This is a genomic window from Roseovarius sp. THAF27 (assembly GCF_009363655.1).
Classification (GTDB): domain Bacteria; phylum Pseudomonadota; class Alphaproteobacteria; order Rhodobacterales; family Rhodobacteraceae; genus Roseovarius.
In genome coordinates this window covers 616,761-631,582 of sequence record NZ_CP045393.1, presented here as the reverse complement: position 1 = coordinate 631,582, position 14,822 = coordinate 616,761, and the positions used below count along the sequence as shown (strand labels likewise).

At 65.8% G+C, this 14,822-nt stretch carries 20 protein-coding genes; 10 read left to right on the top strand and 10 right to left on the bottom strand.

All coding sequences use genetic code 11. The features are described 5' to 3' along the window. Nucleotides 1-20 precede the first annotated feature (20 nt). Complete coding sequence (locus FIU89_RS03245; protein ID WP_152491282.1) at nt 21-275, top strand: hypothetical protein; 255 nt, start codon at nt 21-23, stop codon at nt 273-275. Here the strand turns inward: FIU89_RS03245 and FIU89_RS03240 are convergent. Then, nucleotides 272-1,393 (bottom strand): beta-ketoacyl-ACP synthase III, encoded by a 1,122-nt coding sequence (locus tag FIU89_RS03240; protein ID WP_152491281.1) that lies wholly within the window; start codon nt 1,391-1,393, stop codon nt 272-274. The genes FIU89_RS03245 and FIU89_RS03240 overlap by 4 nt on opposite strands. On the opposite strand from FIU89_RS03240, the gene FIU89_RS03235 reads away from it, so the two are divergent. Next, nucleotides 1,392-2,159, top strand: a complete 768-nt coding sequence (locus FIU89_RS03235) for an exopolysaccharide biosynthesis protein (protein ID WP_254701779.1) — start codon at nt 1,392-1,394, stop codon at nt 2,157-2,159. The two genes, FIU89_RS03240 and FIU89_RS03235, sit on opposite strands and share 2 nt — an antisense overlap. A 109-nt stretch (nt 2,160-2,268) precedes the next feature. Here the strand turns inward: FIU89_RS03235 and FIU89_RS03230 are convergent, their stop codons facing one another. The 7 genes from FIU89_RS03230 to FIU89_RS03200 form a co-directional block, all read right to left on the bottom strand. Then, the gene (locus FIU89_RS03230) at nt 2,269-3,225 is read right to left on the bottom strand and encodes a D-glycerate dehydrogenase (protein WP_152491280.1); all 957 of its coding nucleotides are present in this window, start codon (nt 3,223-3,225) and stop codon (nt 2,269-2,271) included. Then, nucleotides 3,222-3,563: a tRNA-binding protein gene (locus FIU89_RS03225; protein ID WP_152491279.1), complete on the bottom strand. Its 342-nt coding sequence runs from the start codon at nt 3,561-3,563 to the stop codon at nt 3,222-3,224. The genes FIU89_RS03230 and FIU89_RS03225 overlap by 4 nt, the downstream gene beginning before the upstream one ends. After that, nucleotides 3,556-4,371, bottom strand: a complete 816-nt coding sequence (gene proC, locus FIU89_RS03220) for a pyrroline-5-carboxylate reductase (protein WP_152491278.1) — start codon at nt 4,369-4,371, stop codon at nt 3,556-3,558. Before proC ends, FIU89_RS03225 begins: the two co-directional genes overlap by 8 nt. Before the next feature lie 153 nt (nt 4,372-4,524). After that, nucleotides 4,525-5,025 (bottom strand): YbjN domain-containing protein, encoded by a 501-nt coding sequence (locus FIU89_RS03215; protein WP_152491277.1) that lies wholly within the window; start codon nt 5,023-5,025, stop codon nt 4,525-4,527. A 362-nt stretch (nt 5,026-5,387) separates the two neighbouring features. Then, nucleotides 5,388-5,915, bottom strand: coding sequence for a hypothetical protein (locus tag FIU89_RS03210; protein ID WP_152491276.1), 528 nt, complete (start codon nt 5,913-5,915; stop codon nt 5,388-5,390). A 263-nt stretch (nt 5,916-6,178) separates the two neighbouring features. Continuing rightward, the gene (locus FIU89_RS03205) at nt 6,179-7,288 is read right to left on the bottom strand and encodes a VWA domain-containing protein (protein WP_152491275.1); all 1,110 of its coding nucleotides are present in this window, start codon (nt 7,286-7,288) and stop codon (nt 6,179-6,181) included. A 136-nt stretch (nt 7,289-7,424) separates the two neighbouring features. Next, nucleotides 7,425-7,670, bottom strand: coding sequence for an accessory factor UbiK family protein (locus FIU89_RS03200; RefSeq protein WP_103763316.1), 246 nt, complete (start codon nt 7,668-7,670; stop codon nt 7,425-7,427). A 97-nt stretch (nt 7,671-7,767) separates the two neighbouring features. Between FIU89_RS03200 and lgt the strand changes: the two genes are divergently transcribed. The 5 genes from lgt (at nt 7,768) to FIU89_RS03180 (ending at nt 11,998) form a co-directional block, all read left to right on the top strand. Beyond that, entirely contained in the window at nt 7,768-8,676 is a 909-nt protein-coding gene (lgt, locus tag FIU89_RS03195) for a prolipoprotein diacylglyceryl transferase (RefSeq protein WP_152491274.1), read from the top strand. Then, nucleotides 8,673-9,740 carry a class I SAM-dependent methyltransferase gene (locus tag FIU89_RS03190; protein ID WP_152491273.1) on the top strand — a complete coding sequence of 356 codons (1,068 nt, stop codon included), beginning with the start codon at nt 8,673-8,675 and terminating at the stop codon, nt 9,738-9,740. Before lgt ends, FIU89_RS03190 begins: the two co-directional genes overlap by 4 nt. Continuing rightward, entirely contained in the window at nt 9,737-10,492 is a 756-nt protein-coding gene (gene pgeF, locus FIU89_RS03185) for a peptidoglycan editing factor PgeF (RefSeq protein WP_152491272.1), read from the top strand. Before FIU89_RS03190 ends, pgeF begins: the two co-directional genes overlap by 4 nt. 300 nt (nt 10,493-10,792) lie before the next feature. Then, a complete protein-coding gene (locus FIU89_RS22775; protein ID WP_261391488.1) occupies nt 10,793-10,921 on the top strand; it encodes a hypothetical protein in 129 nt (42 codons plus the stop codon). Nucleotides 10,922-11,215: 294 nt separating this feature from the next. Beyond that, entirely contained in the window at nt 11,216-11,998 is a 783-nt protein-coding gene (locus tag FIU89_RS03180; protein WP_172978013.1) for a Hint domain-containing protein, read from the top strand. Nucleotides 11,999-12,022: 24 nt separating this feature from the next. On the opposite strand, the gene FIU89_RS03175 is transcribed toward FIU89_RS03180, so the two are convergent. Continuing rightward, on the bottom strand, nt 12,023-12,226 hold the full coding sequence (locus FIU89_RS03175) for a DUF2061 domain-containing protein (protein ID WP_152491270.1): 204 nt from the start codon (nt 12,224-12,226) through the stop codon (nt 12,023-12,025). A 130-nt stretch (nt 12,227-12,356) separates the two neighbouring features. Here FIU89_RS03175 and FIU89_RS03170 point away from each other — a divergent pair, with 130 nt between their 5' ends. The 3 genes from FIU89_RS03170 to FIU89_RS03160 all read left to right on the top strand — a co-directional run bounded on the left by FIU89_RS03170 (nt 12,357) and on the right by FIU89_RS03160 (nt 14,100). Further along, entirely contained in the window at nt 12,357-13,202 is an 846-nt protein-coding gene (locus FIU89_RS03170; protein WP_152491269.1) for a helix-turn-helix domain-containing protein, read from the top strand. 101 nt (nt 13,203-13,303) lie between these two features. Further along, nucleotides 13,304-13,729: an SgcJ/EcaC family oxidoreductase gene (locus FIU89_RS03165; RefSeq protein ID WP_216647048.1), complete on the top strand. Its 426-nt coding sequence runs from the start codon at nt 13,304-13,306 to the stop codon at nt 13,727-13,729. 74 nt (nt 13,730-13,803) lie between these two features. Next, on the top strand, nt 13,804-14,100 hold the full coding sequence (locus FIU89_RS03160) for a hypothetical protein (protein WP_152491268.1): 297 nt from the start codon (nt 13,804-13,806) through the stop codon (nt 14,098-14,100). 6 nt (nt 14,101-14,106) lie between these two features. On the opposite strand, the gene FIU89_RS03155 is transcribed toward FIU89_RS03160, so the two are convergent. After that, nucleotides 14,107-14,607, bottom strand: a complete 501-nt coding sequence (locus tag FIU89_RS03155) for an Lrp/AsnC family transcriptional regulator (RefSeq protein WP_152491267.1) — start codon at nt 14,605-14,607, stop codon at nt 14,107-14,109. Between the last annotated feature and the right edge of the window lie 215 nt (nt 14,608-14,822).

Below are 14,822 nucleotides of genomic sequence, written 5' to 3'. Positions count from 1 at the left end.
GTAATGGAAAGGAAACCGACATGGACCGCCTGTCCTTCTACATCACGTTCTTCACCGGCAGCTTCATCACCGGCGCCATCGTGATCGCCGGGTTTGCATTGGGCTATTATTCCGTCTGGACCATCGCGATCAGCGCCGTCGCGGGCCTGCTGCTCGCCTGGCCAACCGGCTACATGATCTCCCAGCGCATCAAACGCGACGATCCCGACTGGACGCCCGAGGCCGAGCCCGGCGACCAGCCCGTCATCCCGCGGCCGGGCGCGCCCGAAATCTAGGCCCGCTCCACCAGGACCGAGCCCACCGAGTAGCCCGCCCCGAACGAACAGATCAGGCCGGTATCACCGGGCTGCAGGTCGTCGGAGTATTTCGAGAACGCGATGATCGACCCCGCCGAGGACGTGTTGGCATAGTCCTGCAGGATATTCGGTTGCTCGTCGGCCTCGGGCACCCGCCCCATTACCTTGCGCCCGATGAAATCGTTCATCGTCTTGTTCGCCTGGTGCAGCCACAGCCGCTTGAGACCCGCCGCCGCGACCCCGGCTTCTTCCATGTGATCCGCGATATGCGCGCTGACCAGCGGCAGCACTTCCTTGAACACCTTGCGCCCTTCCTGCACGAACTGCATATCGCGCCGGTCGTGCAATTCCGGGTCGCGGGTGCGCCGCAGGAACCCGTTGTTGTTGCGGATATTGTTGGAAAACTGCGTGGCGCAACGGGTCGAATGGACAATGAAATGCGCGCCCCTGGCATCCTCCGCCCGCTCGATCACCAGCGCGGTGCACACGTCCCCGAAGATGAAGTGACAATCCCGGTCGCGCCACTCCAGGTGCCCTGAACAGATCTCGGGGCTCACCACGATGGCGCAGCGCACGCTGCCCGACCGCACCATGTCGGCCGCCGCCTGGATCCCGAACGTGGCCGAGGAACACGCCACGTTCATGTCGAATGCGAACCCCTTGGCCCCCAGCAACTGCTGGATCTCGATGGCCACCGCCGGATAAGGCCGCTCGTGGTTGCTGGCCGCGCAGATGATCAGGTCGACCTCGCCCGCGTCCCGCCCCGCCTGGGCCAGCGCCTTGCCGCAGGCATCCAGCGCCATCTCCGCCATGATCCCCGGCTCGTCATTCGACCGCTCGCGCAGCCTGGGATGCATCAGGCCGGGATCCAGCACGCCCGACTTGTCCATCACGTAGCGCTGCTCGATCCCCGACGCGTTGACGATGAACTCCGACGACGACGGCGCCTTGGCCTCCACCTCGCCCGCCGCGATAGCGTCGGCATTCTCTGCGTTGAAACGCTCGGCATAGGCGTTGAACGCCACCACGAGCTCGTCGTTGGTGATGGTCTCTTCCGGCGTGAAAACCCCCGAGCCGGTAATCGCAGGCTTGAACATGTCTCTCTCCCTCGACGTGGCGGCCACCACGCCAGAACCCTGCCCCGAGGTCAAGCGAAACGCGGCGGCAAACCCGGCGGCGCGGGGAACTGCCGGCCGTGCGGCGGCGTTTCACGACGTGACGCGCGGCGCGTCATCAAGGCCACTGGTTATATCCGTGAAAGGCGACATGGCGCATCCCGAACGATCATCAAGGCCGATCACCGGCATCATCGACCGGCTCGAAGACACCACCCACCGGGACCAGGTGACCCTGCGCTGCATGATCGAGGCGTTCGGCAAAAGCTCCTTCACCACGGCGATGTGCGTGCCCGCCCTGCTGGTCACCTCGCCGCTCAGCGGGATCCCCCTGTTTTCCAGCGCCTGCGGCATCCTGATCGCCTCCATCGCCGCACAGATGCTGGTGGGTCGGCACTACCTCTGGCTGCCCGCCTTCGTGATGAACCGAAGCATCGGCAACGACAAGATGCTGGCCGCGCTCCGCCGCCTGCACCGGATCGGCGAAAGGATCGACGCGCTCACCCGCCCCCGCCTCGGACCGCTCATGACCCGGCCTTTCCGCAAGCTCTACCAGGCGCTCTGCGTGCTGTGCGGCGTCCTGATGATCTTTCTCGAGATCGTGCCGTTCTCATCCTCGGTTCTCGGAATGGCGACGATCTGCTTCGCCACGGCGATCTTCGTGCGCGACGGGGTGCTGGCCTGCCTCGGGCTGGCCCTCATGTGCCTCGGCGCCAGCCTGCCGGTGTTCGCGCTCCAGGCAATGTAGGGTGGGGTTCCACCCCGCCACCATGCCGCCCGGCCCGCAGACCCAGACCCTCCCGGACCTCTTTCCGCGCCGTAGGGTGGGGTTTCACCCCACCTGTGCCCCCGCCCGCTCAATTCACCAGGTTCGGCGGCGTCTCCCCGGCCAGGGCCGCGCGCAGGTTCTCCACCGCCACGCGCCCCATTTTCTCGCGCACTTCCAGCGTCGAGGTGCCCATATGCGGCAGCAGCACCACGTTCTCCAGCGCCTTCAGCGCCTCAGGCACCTCCGGTTCGTTCTCGTAGACATCAAGGCCCGCGCCCGCGATCCGGCCTTCCTGAAGCGCGGCGATCAGCGCCGCCTCGTCCACGATGTCACCCCGCGCGATGTTGATCAGGTGCGCGTGCCTCGGCATCAATGCAAGCGCCTCCGCGTCGATCAGGTGGTGCGTGTCAGGGCTGACAGGCAGGGCAACCACAACGAAATCGGCGCGCGCCATAAGCTCTTCGAGCGTTCTCACCCGCTCGGTCGAAAAGCTGAGTTCCTTCTCGCTCCGCGACCAATAGATCACGTCCATGTCGAACCCGTAATGACACCGCTTCGCAATCGCCGTCCCGATCCGGCCCATGCCGATGATCCCCACGGTCTTGCCGGTCACATGCGTCCCCAACAATTGCGTCGGGTTCCAGCCGGGCCACTTGCCCGCACGCACCATCCGCTCGCCCTCGCCCGCGCGCCGCGCGCTCATCATGATCAGCGTCATGCCGATATCCGCCGTGGCTTCGGTGACGGCACCGGGCACGTTGGTCACCAGCACCCCCGCCGACCGCGCCGCGGCCAGGTCGATATGGTTGATCCCCACGCCGTAGTTCGCCAGCACCTTGCAGCGCGGGTTCTGCGCCTCGCGGAACACCTCGGACGAAAACGTGTCGCCGAACATCATCAGCACACCATCATAGAGGTTCAGCGCCGCGCGCATCTGCCCGATCTTCAAGGGCGTGTTCTCCTCGCGCATCTCGACCTCGAAATGCGCGCGCGCCATGTCCGCCACGCTCTCCGGCAGGGGCCGGGTGAAATAGACCCGCTTCAATGCATCCGCCCTCCGGTCGGCACATCCAGATCCGGCGACAACAGGACGATCCCGCCCTCCGCATCGCTCACGCCCAGCACCAGCACCTCGGACATCACCGGCCCGATCTGGCGCGGCGGAAAGTTCACCACCGCCATGACCTGCTTACCGACCAAACCCTCGGGGTCGTAGTGCTTGGTGATCTGCGCCGAGCTCTTCTTCTCCCCCAGCTCCTTGCCGAAATCGACCCACAGCTTGATCGCGGGCTTCTTGGCTTCGGGAAACGGTTCGGCCCGGGTGATCCTGCCCACCCGGATATCCACCTTCAGGAAATCGTCGAACGTGATCTCGTCAGCCACGGCGCAGCTCCTTCGAGCGGTCGGCGGCGGCTTTCACCGTCGCCTTCATCAGCGGCGGCAGGCCCGTATCCTCGTCCATCAGCACCTCAAGCCCCGCCTGCGTCGTGCCGTTGGGGCTGGTGACGTTCTCGCGCAGCTGCGCCGGTGACTCAATCGCGGCCTCGGCCAGCGCGCCCGCGCCCGCCACCGTGGCCTGCGCCAGCTGCATCGCCAGCTCCGGCGACAACCCCTCGGCCTCGCCCGCCTTGGCCATGCATTCGATCATGTGAAACACATACGCGGGGCCAGACCCCGACACGCCCGTGACCGCGTCCATCTGGTGCTCGCCCTCCAGCCGCACCACCTGTCCCACCGCTTTCAGCAACGCCTCGGCCAGGTCCATCTGGTCCGCGTTCACCGCACCATTGCCGACGATTGCGGTGATCCCCCGGCCCACGGCGGCGGGCGTGTTGGGCATGGCGCGGATGATCGGGCTGTCACTGCCGAACGCCGCCTCGAACGCCTCGATCGGCGTGCCCGCGGCGACCGAGACGAACAGCGTCCCGCCACCGCCCATGGCGGCAATCGTGGGCAGCGCCTCGCCCATCATCTGCGGCTTGACGGCGATCAGCACGATGGCCGGATGCTCGGGCAACTCCGCGTTCAGATAAACGCCCGTCCCGTGCAGCCAGTCCGACGGCTTGGGGTCGACCACCCAGACAGAGCCGGGCGGCAAATCGCGCTCCAGCCACCCGGCCAGCATCGCCGATCCCATCTTGCCACAGCCCAGCAGGACCAGGCCCCTGTCGGCCACATGCTGCATATCCATTCCGGTGCGTCCCTTCATTCCTTGTCTTTCCCCGGGTTGATAGTCCGCACATTGCGTCCCTGCAATACGCCAGCGCCTCTTCGGCCACACCTCGCGCAAAAGAAAAAGGGCGCGCCGCCCGGCACGCCCCGTTCGCCTTGAGATTGTGCGTTGTCAGGCCCTGCCATAGGCCTCGCCGATGGCGATCTGCATCGCCTCCTTCGGCGCGCGGTCACCCCAGACCACCAGTTGCAGCGCCGGATAGAACCGTTCCGCGCTCATCACCGCCGCAGTGATCAGCGTGTCGATCTGCTCCGGGCTGATCGCCTGCGCGCCGGTCATCACCAGCCCGTAGCGATAGACCATCAGCTGCTGTTCGGCCCAAAAGGTGAATGCGCCGGCCCAGCACTGGTCGTTCACATCGTTCAGCACGTGATAGAGCGCCGGCAGCTTCTCCTCGGGCGGCTCCATCTCGAAGGTGCAGACCAGGCGCAGCGTCTCGTCATAGGCCGACCAGGCCAGCGTGATCGAATAGGTCCGCCACTGCCCTTCGACGGCCATCGCGATCTGGTCGTCGCCGATCCGGTCGAAATCCCAGTCGTGATGCTCGGCCAGGTGCTCGACGATGTCGATGGGATGAAGGTCTTCTGAAAAGTACTGCTCGGAAAGTGCCATGGCGCCACCTCGTGTGTTGTAGCGGGGGCTGGCAGCGCCCCAAACGCTAGCTGCCTGCTCTAGGAAAGGGGTTCATTCCCGCTTTTCCTACAAGATATGGTGAGGGCGGATTTGCGGCCTGTAAAGCTATTTCTTGGGGATAACCGCAATAAGTTGTGGATGACATGAAAATTTCATCAAGCGATGGGGACCGGTAAACGCGCCTCACCCCGCCGCAGTCCCGGACTTGATCCGGGACCTCTTGCGCCGAAGGCCCTCGCGCTCGCGCCCGCGCTCCACCGTGATCAAAAACGGGCTCGACATAAAAAAAATGGCTGCCCGAAGGCAGCCATTGACTTCAATTTCAAACTGTATCCGGCGACTTAGCCGCCCGAGCTCGTCCGTGCGTTCGCTTTCAGCGCCGTCTCGAACTCGGCCTTGGTCATGTTGACGGTCACACCGTCGTCACCGACCATCAGGGCGTTCAGCGGAATGCCCGCACGTTCGATTGCGCGGTCATCGGCACCTTCCATCTCGCCGTCCAGATCGACGACCGCGATGTTGCCTTGGGAATCCGCGTCGTTATACGTGCCGACCAGTTCACCATCGCTGGTATAGACTTTCGCATCGCCGGTCAGAGCGGCATCCAGCTCGGTGGAAATGTCGCTGGCCGCGTCATAGGCGTCTTCCGCCACGCCACCCACGGCATCGACCCCGGCCTGCGCCGTGTCGGTCGTGCTTTCGCCGATGGCATAGATGGTGTCGCCGACTTCCTGCGCGACATCGCCCGCCTGTGCAGAGACGCTCGCGTCGGCCTCGGCATTGGTCGCCTCGTCATTCGCGGCGAAGGTCGCCACGGGGGCGGACACGAGGGCGGCAATGGCCAGTGCGGATGTGAGTGTCGTTTTCATCGGGACTTCTCCTTTTTCCATCTTGCGGGCGCTTGGCCCGCGTGAATGTAGTTGGACAATGCAAACCTCGCGGCACGCGTTCCATACCGATTTCGACTGAATGGATCCTGCCCCCGGATGTCAGCAGCATCGTGCCGACATCGCGCGCCGATATGCGCAAGGTTATTCCCATGATCCGCGGCCCGGACACATCGTAGGGTGGGTAAAAACCCACCTTTGCGCCGCCTTCACCCGTAGGGTGGTGAAAACCCACCCGCGCGTCCCTATTCCGCGTCCAGGCGCATCTCCTCGCGATAAGCCTCCATCCTGGCCTCCGCCTCTTCGCCCCACGCCTTGAACTGCCGGTTCAGGAACCCGCCATCAAGCTCCATCGCCAGCGCATGTGCCGTCAGCATCTCCGCGCAGGCAGCCTCCGGCGTGGCATCACGCTCGGCCTTTCGCGCCCGGTTCATCAGCGCCGATTTCGCCTTCATCGGATCGTTCCGCGCGTAGCATCCCGCCAGCGCGATCCGCGCGTCGTGATAGGGTGCCGCGATCCGACCCAGGTTGGCGTTCACGCAATTCCGGTACCGCGCCAGCGATGCCTCCGCCGCCGTGATCGCATCAAGCTGCCGGCGCAACGCAGCCACGTCGTCGGCGGGATAATATGTGCCGCCCGCCGCCTCGGCGATGGCCTCCAGCTGCGCCGCCGTCTCGGCATCCACATCGAACCCGATCGTGTTGACCGTCGTGCGCACCCCGGCCTCATACAATGCCGCCGCCTGCGCCGCCGGATCCCCGTCACAGGTCTCCTCCCCATCCGAAATCAGGTAAATCACCGGGGCCAAATCGCCCTCCTTGGGCGGCTCCAGTTCCGCGACCACCTCGGCCGAATAAGCCAGCACACCCCCCAGCGGCGTCCAGCCCACCGGCTCCAACGCGCCGATGCTCGCCTCCAGCGCCGATCTCGGCGCATCGAACCCGTGCACCATCTCCGTGGCCGCACAAGACTCTGCCTTGCCGGAGTCTTCGTTGTTGCCCTCGTGGCCATATATGACCAGCCCGACCGACACCTCCTGCGGCATGTCCCGCAGGAAACCAAGCGCCTCGCGCTTGGCCGCGGCCATCTTGGTCTCGCCCCCGACGCGGCCGGCCATCGAGCCCGAGGCGTCTATCGCCAGCAGGATATGGCTGCTGGGCCGTCCGCCCGCCGTCTCCGGCGTTTCGCATTGGCGCAGTTCGGCTGGCACGATCTCCGCCGCGCAGGATCGGTACTCCGTGGGCCGGTCCGCCAGCACGGCGTCGAGCACCGCCTGGCAGTCCACGCTGCCCTCCTGCGCCCAAGCCGGCGCGGCCATCACCGCAGCCGCCATCCAAACCGTCAAACCGCGCATGACCCGACCTCCCGCACCCGCCACTCCAGAATCTTATATCCGGTTTCCGGCCCGTACGGCCAGGTTTTGCCGTCCGCACGAAAAAGCGCGGCTCGTTGCCGAACCGCGCCATATCTTCCAGCCCGTAGAAAGGGCCTTACTTCGCGCCTTTCTCCAGCGCGTCCAGCCGCGCCTTCAGCGCCTCGTTTTCCTCGCGGGCCTTCTGCGCCATGGCGCGCACCGCGTCGAATTCCTCGCGGGTGACGAAATCGCGGTCGGCCAGCCAGCGGTCCACCATCGACGACATCGCCGTCTCGGCCTCCTGCTTGGCGCCCTGTGCCACGCCCATCGCGTTCGTCATCAGCTGGCTGATATCGTCCAGAACCTTGTTGCGCGTCTGCATATCGCTCTACCTTCCGTTACACTTGATCTCTATATGGGCACCAAACCGCGTCGGGGCAAGGTTGACTTCGCCACGCACCAACAGCAGACAGGCGCCCATGAAAGCAGCGATCCCCTTCCCCGATATCTCGTCCGAGGTGTTCTCTTTCACCGTCTTCGGGTTCGAGATTGCCTTGCGCTGGTACGCCCTGTCCTACATCGCGGGCATCCTGATCGGCTGGCGTCTGGTGGTGATGGCGATCAACCGTCCGCACCTGTGGAAGGACAACGTGGCCCCCATGACCGCCAAGCAGGTCGAGGATCTGGCGACATGGGTCATCCTGGGCGTTATTCTGGGCGGGCGGCTGGGCTTCGTGCTCTTTTACCAGCCCATGTATTACCTGCAGAACCCGGCCGAGATCCTGCTGATCTGGCAAGGCGGCATGTCGTTCCATGGCGGGCTTCTGGGCGTCATCATCGCCTGCATCACCTATTCAAAGGTACAAGGCATCCGCTGGCTGACCGTGGCCGATATCCTCTGCGCGGTCACCCCCGTCGGCCTGCTCCTGGGCCGTATCGCCAACTTCATCAACGCCGAGCTCTGGGGCCGTCCCACCGACCTGCCCTGGGGCGTGATCTTTCCCGGTGCGGCGGCGCAGGATTGCACCGGCATCGCCGTGGGGATCTGCGCCCGCCACCCCTCGCAACTCTACGAAGCCGCGCTGGAAGGGCTGATCCTGGGCGCGATCCTGCTCTACCTCGTGTTCCGTCGCGGCCTGCTGAAGCGCGTCGGTGCCGCCACCGGAATCTTCTTCGCCGGCTACGGCATCGGGCGCTTCATCGTCGAATTTGTCCGCCAGCCCGACGCGCAGTTCGTCAGCCCCGGCAACCCGCTGGGCCTGGCGTGGCACGTGAACGGATACGGCCTGACCATGGGCCAGATCCTCTGCATTCCGATGGTCGCCATGGGGCTGATCACGCTGGTGCTGGCCTACCGCAGACACGCCCGCGCCTCCGCCCCCGGATGACCCCCCTGGCCCAGATCCTTCGGGCCGAGATCGCCACGACCGGCCCCATGCGCCTCGACGCCTATATGGCCGCCTGCCTGATGCATCCCCGGCACGGATACTATTCCACCCGCGACCCGTTCGGTGAACAGGGCGATTTCATCACCGCCCCCGAGATCAGCCAGATGTTCGGCGAACTCATCGGCCTCTGTCTCGCGCAAACCTGGCTCGACCAGGGCGCGCCCAACCCCGTCGCCCTTGTCGAGCTTGGCCCCGGCCGCGGCACCCTGATGGCCGACGCCCTGCGTGCCACGCGCGGCGTGCCCGGCTTTCACGACGCCCTGCAGGTCCATCTGGTGGAAAGTTCCCCCGCCCTGCGCGCCCGGCAGGCCGAAACCCTGGCCGCTCACGCCCCCACCTGGCACGACAGCGCCGACACCCTGCCCGACCTGCCCACGCTCTCGGTCGCCAACGAGTTCTTCGACGCGTTGCCCATCCGCCAGTACCAGCGCCAAGGCGACGGCTGGTGCGAACGCGTCGTCGGCCTCTCGGACGACACGCTCGCCCTCGGCCTCAACGCCAAGCGGATCGAGCCGACCCTCGCCCGCCGGCTCGACGACACGGCCGACGGCGACATCGTCGAGACCTGCCCCGCCGCCGCCCCCGTCATCGACGCGCTGGCCCGCCGCATCGCGTCGCATGGCGGCGCGGCGCTCATCATCGACTACGGCGACTGGCGCTCGCTCGGCGACACGCTGCAAGCCGTGCAAGGCCACGACCGCGCCGACATTCTCGCCGCACCGGGCCTGGCCGACCTCTCCGCCCATGTGGATTTCGAGGCGCTTACCGACGCCGCCCGCGGCACCTGCAAGACCACCCGTCTCGCCCCGCAGGCGCTCTTCCTGTCCCGCCTCGGCATCACCCAGCGGGCCGAGGCCCTTGCCGGGAACATGAGCGGGCACACGCTAGACGCGCATTACGCCGCATTTCATCGCTTGACCGGACGAGAGGAAATGGGGACGCTCTTCAAAGCGATGGCGCTCTATCCCGAGGGCGCCGCACCGCCACCCGGACTGGAACCATGACGCTGGAAATCCTCACCGACGACAGTCTCGCGCCTGTCACCCACGGCTTCTTCACCCGCAAGGGCGGGGCGTCGTCGGGCGTGTTTCACGGGCTGAACTGCGGCCGCGGCTCTTCGGATCAGTCCGAGGTCGTCAGCATCAACCGCGCCCGCGTCGCCCGCGCCATGGACGTGGCCGAGGATCACCTGATCACCGTGAAACAGACCCATTCCACCGACGTGCACGTGGCCACCGGCCCGTCCGAGGCCCGACCCAGGGCCGACGCCATCGTCACCGCCACACCCGGCCTCGCGCTGGCGATCCTGACCGCCGACTGCCAGCCCGTGCTCTTTGCCGACCGCAAGGCGGGGGTCATCGGCGCCGCCCATGCCGGCTGGCGCGGGGCGGTCGACGGCATCCTGGAATCCACGCTCGACGCGATGGAGGCACTCGGCGCCCGCCGCGCCGACACCACCGCCGTCATCGGCCCCTCGATCAGCCAGCCCGCATACGAGGTGGGCGAGGAGTTTTTCGAGCGTTTCGCCGACGACGATCCCGGCAACACCCGCTTTTTCGCCAATGGCAAGCCGGGCAAGTACCAGTTCGACCTGCCCGGCTTCGGCCTTGACCGCCTGCGCCGCGCGGGCGTCGGCGACGCCACTTGGACCCGCCATTGCACCTACAGCGATGCCGAGCGGTTCTTTTCCTACCGCCGCGCCACTCATAACGGCGAGGCCGATTACGGCCGCCTGATCTCGGCCATCCGTCTCTAGACCGGCGCACCGCAATTCTGTCGCGATCTGGGCAAAACCGTCCACGAGATTGCCTCAATCCGGGAAACAATCACCTACTTCTCCCCCGGATTGGTTCCGCCACCTCCGCGATTAACCTTGTTTCACTGGCCGTTTCCAATTGCGACAACGCGACCACAATCCGGGCGGCGCGACCCGAAAAATTTTTCGGATTTTCTTCGCCGCGCCAAACCATGGCCCCAAACCCGGGCAAATATGAACCCATCAGAACAACACGCCCCAAAAACGGCGGCGAGGCAGAAAAAACCAAGAGGAAAGACCATGAAAAAGCGTTGGATGAAATCCCTGATCGAAACCAGCCAGCAGGCCACCCCGGACATGCCGTTCTCGCGCCGCGTGCGCCATGCGAACCGCATGACCCCCAAGACATCCACGCTTCGGATCGCCTGATCCGGTCCACTCCCCCGATCTCCGACACCGGCAATGGCCGCCTCGCTGACGAGAGCGGCCATCGTTGATTCGAATGCCCCCGACCGTGAATTGTGGCAGCTTCGTCCCACCTGCACGGACAATAGCCCGGCATTCCCGCGTACTGTCCGACCCATTCGGACAATTCCCCGCAAAATTTGACTACAATTCGCAGTTTCTGCCTTTATTGGCCCTGTAACGTACATGACGGACCATCCCTCTGTCGTTGTCGGTGGGGGCCGACGCGGTTGTGATGACCCTGAAAAGGATCGCACGATGGGCACCCCTACCATCGCCACCTCTCTCTCGGTGGCGCACAAGACAAATGCAACACACGCGCGCACCGGCACGGCGCAGGTCCCTCCCGCCGCCCGGTCGCCGCGCCCGATGCGCAAGTTCCGGGTCACGTATCTGCGCCCGGACGGAACGGCCGGCTGGACCGACCAGATCGCCCCGGCCACCCCGATCTTCGACAGCGCGTTTTCCGCCTTTTCCCACGGCACGCTCCTGCACACGCCCTCCGGTCAGGTCGCCGTGCAGGATCTCGAACCGGGCATGAACGTTTCCACCGCCGATCACGGTCCCTCCCGCGTGCTCTGGATCGGCGCCATGACGCTGGTTCCGTCCGCCGCCGGCCTCGACCAGTCCGCCTGCCGCCTGACCCGGATCATGCCGGACAGCTTCGGCCTGGGCCGCCCCGATTTGAACCTCACCGCCGGTCCCGGTGCGCGCATCCTCGGCCGGCCACCCGGCCTGCGCGACAGCTTCGGGCGCGAACGCGTACTGACCCCGGTCAGCGACCTTGTCGACGGCATGAACGTGATCGAACTGGTGCCGCCCCGGCCCGTGACGGTCTATCATGTTTGCCTGCGCCGCCATGCCATCCTGCGCGCCTCGGGCATCGAGGTCGAAAGCTTCCACCCCGGCCCCGGCTTCGAGCGCGCCATGGGACCCAACATGCTGGCCCTCTTCCTGTCGCTCTTTCCGCATGTGAAGAAACCAGCCGATTTCGGCAGCATCTGCCATCCCCGCCTGCCCTTGCAGGGCCTGACAGCCTGACGCTGGGCGTCGCCGCCGGCCCGGTCAGCCGCGGCGACCCCAGCCGATCCCGGCCCAGATCCGCTCGTGCAGGAAGAACGTGACGAAGCCGATCGCCGCCGTGATCATCGCATAGGTGCCGCCCTGCGCCACCGATCCGGTCATGATGAACCCGATCAACGTCATCACCATCAGGCCCAGCACCTGCCAGGTTGTCGCCTTTGCCAGCGTGCGTTTGTTCGTCTCCATCTCCAATGCTCCTCTGCCGCGTCGTGTGGTGTCTCTGTCGACCACCTAGCATCCCGGCACCCTGTCGTGTATTCTGTCTTTGCTTAACAAAACGGACGGATGTCCATTAAACTGGACAAACGGCACCAATATGAACAAACAGGCCCGCGCCACGATCTTCCGCGACCGGCTCACCGGAGCCATGACCATGACCGGCACCAATCTCAGCGCGCTCGCGCGCCAGACCGGCGTCAGCCGCTCCACCGTGTCGCAACTGCTCGATACCGAGGCCGCCCGGATGCCCAACGCCCACCTCGCCGCCGGCTGCGCCGAGGCGCTCGGGGTCAGCTCCGACTGGCTGCTCGGTCTCACCGATCGTCCCGAACGCCCCGGCGACGTGATCGAGGCCGCCCTCAGCATGACGCAAGCCGACCGCACCTCCGCCGACGCCCAGCTGCTCGACTGGCACCGCGAGGCCAGCGGCTACAAGGTCCGCCACGTCCCCGCCACCCTGCCCGACATGCTCAAGACCGAGGCGGTGATGCGCTGGGAATACGCCGCCTTTCTCGGCAAGACACCGGGCCAGGCCGTGCGCGCCATGCAGGACAACCTCGACTGGCTTCGGCGCGAGGCGACCGAGTACGAGATCGCCATGCCCCGGCACGAGCTCGAGGCTTTCGCCCGTGGCACCGGCTACTGGCAGGGGCTCGACCGCGACGCGCGGCATGAACAGATCCTGCACTTGGCCGAACAGGCCGAAACGTTCTTTCCGTCCCTGCGCCTCAACCTCTTCGACGCGCACAATCTCTTTTCCGCGCCCGTCACCCTCTTCGGTCCGCTCATGGGGGTGATCTACGTGGGCCGCTTCTACCTCGCCTTCCGCGAACCCTCCCGATTGAAGCTTCTGTCGGGCCACATGGACTGGCTCATCCGCGAGGCCGTGGTCGATGCCCGCGACGCCCCGGGCTGGATCGCGGGACTGGCGAAACACATCTGAGACGGCCCTGGCCCGCCATCGACATTGCATCGCCGGTCGCGTCGCGGCTACGCTTTCGGGCAAGACATCTGACCCCCCAAGCCCTACTGAAAGCCGCCGCCATGCTTCGCCTGCCTATCCTCGCCCTCGGGCTCCTGCTTGCCTTCGGCACCGCCGCCCAGGCACAGGACAACCCAGTTATCGCCCGCATGACCGCCTTCGTCGCTACATACAACGCGCAGGATGCCGAAAGCCTCGCCGGGTTCTACGCCCCCGACGCGGCCCTGCTGCCGCCCGGCCAGGCCTCGATCCTCGGGCGCGAGGCCATCGCCCAGCACTACGCCCAGGCCTTCGCCGCCGGCGCCCGCGAGTTGCAGTTCAAGACCTTCGACATCCGCGGCTTCGACACCAGCGCGGTCGAGATCGGCGAAACCGTCGTCATGATGGGCGAGCAGCGCATCGTCGGCCGATACATGCATTTGTGGGAGGTGATCGACGGCCAGCTCCTGCTGACCCGCGACATGTACCACGTGCTCAAGGTCGACTAGACGCCGCCCTGCCCGCTTGCAGCGCCCCGGCATACGGCGCACACTCCGCGCATTCAGCCAGAACGGGTTTCCCCATGCGCCATTTTCACCTGACCTGTCTCGCGGTCCTGTCCCTTGCCCCCATGGCACTGGCCAATGACCGCCCGCCACCCCGCGAAAACGATCCCGACGATTTCGTCCGCTACATTTTCGAGATCAACGCCTGCGTCCTGACCGAGGCACAGCTTCTGCAGACCTACCGGGACGCGGGCCACGGCCTGATGGGCGCCAACAACGCCGTCATCGCCGTGTCGACCCGCGAGGATATCGAGGTGCTCGACCGCAATCCGTTCCGGTACCGCTATTACGGCTCCGACTATTGCGGCTTCTGAGCGGGCTCAGGCCGACCGGCTCAACCGCTCCTCCAGGATTTCGAAGGGTACGCCCGGCTCGTCCTTGGCACAGCGGATGACCAGCGAGGTCTTCACCGACGCCACGTTCTCCGCCGCCGTCAACTCGCTGGTCAGGAAGCTCTGGAAGGTGCTCAGGTCCGGCGCCACGCATTTCAGGATGAAATCCACCTCGCCGTTCAGCATGTGGCACTCCCGCACCAGCGGCCACGCCCGGCAGCGCGCCTCGAACGCGCTCAGGTCCGCCTCGGCCTGGCTCACCAGCCCGACACTGGCAAAGACCTGCACCTCGAATCCCAGCTCGCGCGCGTCCACGTCGGCGTGATAGCCCTTGATGTACCCCTGCTCCTCCAGCGTGCGCACCCGGCGCAGGCAGGGCGGCGCGGAAATGCCCACCCGGCGGGCCAGTTCGACGTTGGTCATCCGCCCATCCGCCTGCAATTCGGCCAGGATCATGCGGTCAATGTCGTCAAGGCGCGTCGCAGGCATCGGTTTCTCCGGTTGATTTCGCGATTGTTATATCACGACCGGCGCCACGCGCAATAATGTTTCACCCCGGCGCAATATCCTTTCGGGACAGAAAATGTCGTCCCGACCCCCGCATACCGGGTTTGCGGGGCTACACACCCCCGCCCGGCCCCGTTATATCTGTCCGGACTCACGCGGGGCGTCTCATGCCCCGCTCCACGGATCAAGGGGGATCG